This is a genomic window from Paraburkholderia humisilvae (assembly GCF_902859855.1).
GTDB lineage: Bacteria > Pseudomonadota > Gammaproteobacteria > Burkholderiales > Burkholderiaceae > Paraburkholderia > Paraburkholderia humisilvae.
Window position 1 is genome coordinate 1 of the sequence record NZ_CADIKH010000424.1, and the last position, 798, is coordinate 798.

Genomic DNA, 798 nt, shown 5'->3' on the forward strand with positions numbered 1-798 from the left:
GGCGCAGAAGACGAAGCGTTACCCGAGCGATATGAGCGACATCGAGTGGGCCGCAATCAGGGGATTGCTGCCACGTGCTGCTTCACGCGGACGCCGTCGGCAGTGCGATTCGCGCGAAGTGAACAATGCGTTGCGCTACCTGGTGCGGGCGGGGTGCGGCTGGAGGATGCTGCCGAAGGACTCCGCGCCATGGCAGACGGTCTGCGGGTGGTTTCGTCAGTTGATGCGCCGCTTCCTGTTTCATACGTTGCGCGATGTGGTACTGATGGTTGATCGGGAACTGGCCGGCCGCCAGCATTGCCCCAGCGCCGGGGTCATCGACAGTCAGACGCTGAAGGCGCCAGCGGCGAGCCAGCGTGGCTACGACGCAAAAAAAGTGGCTGGACGCAAGCGGCACATTGCGGCCGATACCGATGGCCGTTTGCTGATGATGAATCTCACGTCCGCCGGTATCGCCGACAGTACCGCTGCGCAGGCCGTGCTGGGAGCGGTGAAGAAGCGCTGGCCGGGCGTGAAGCATCTGTTTGCCGACGGGGCTTACGACCGAACGCCCCTGATGGACAAGGTGACAACGCCTGGGTTTGTCGTCGAGGTGGTGCGCCGCCAGCAGCGGGCTGGATTTGCCGTGTTGCCTCAGCGCTGGGTGGTGGAGCGCACCTTTGGCTGGATGGTTCGCTGGCGTCGGCTGGTCAGGAACTACGAGCAACGCGCCGACGTGTCTGAAGCCATGATTCACATCGCGATGGGCAGCCTGTTCTTACGCAGAATCGCTCATCTGTGATTTTTCAAACGGGCTCT

The 798-nt window shown here is 62.7% G+C and carries 1 protein-coding gene; it reads left to right on the forward strand.

What is annotated here, in order from left to right; translation table 11 throughout:
• The coding region (locus HV796_RS42885; RefSeq protein ID WP_175233632.1) for an IS5 family transposase at positions 1-781 on the forward strand (781 nt) is incomplete at its 5' end.
• Positions 782-798: the final 17 nt, after the last annotated feature.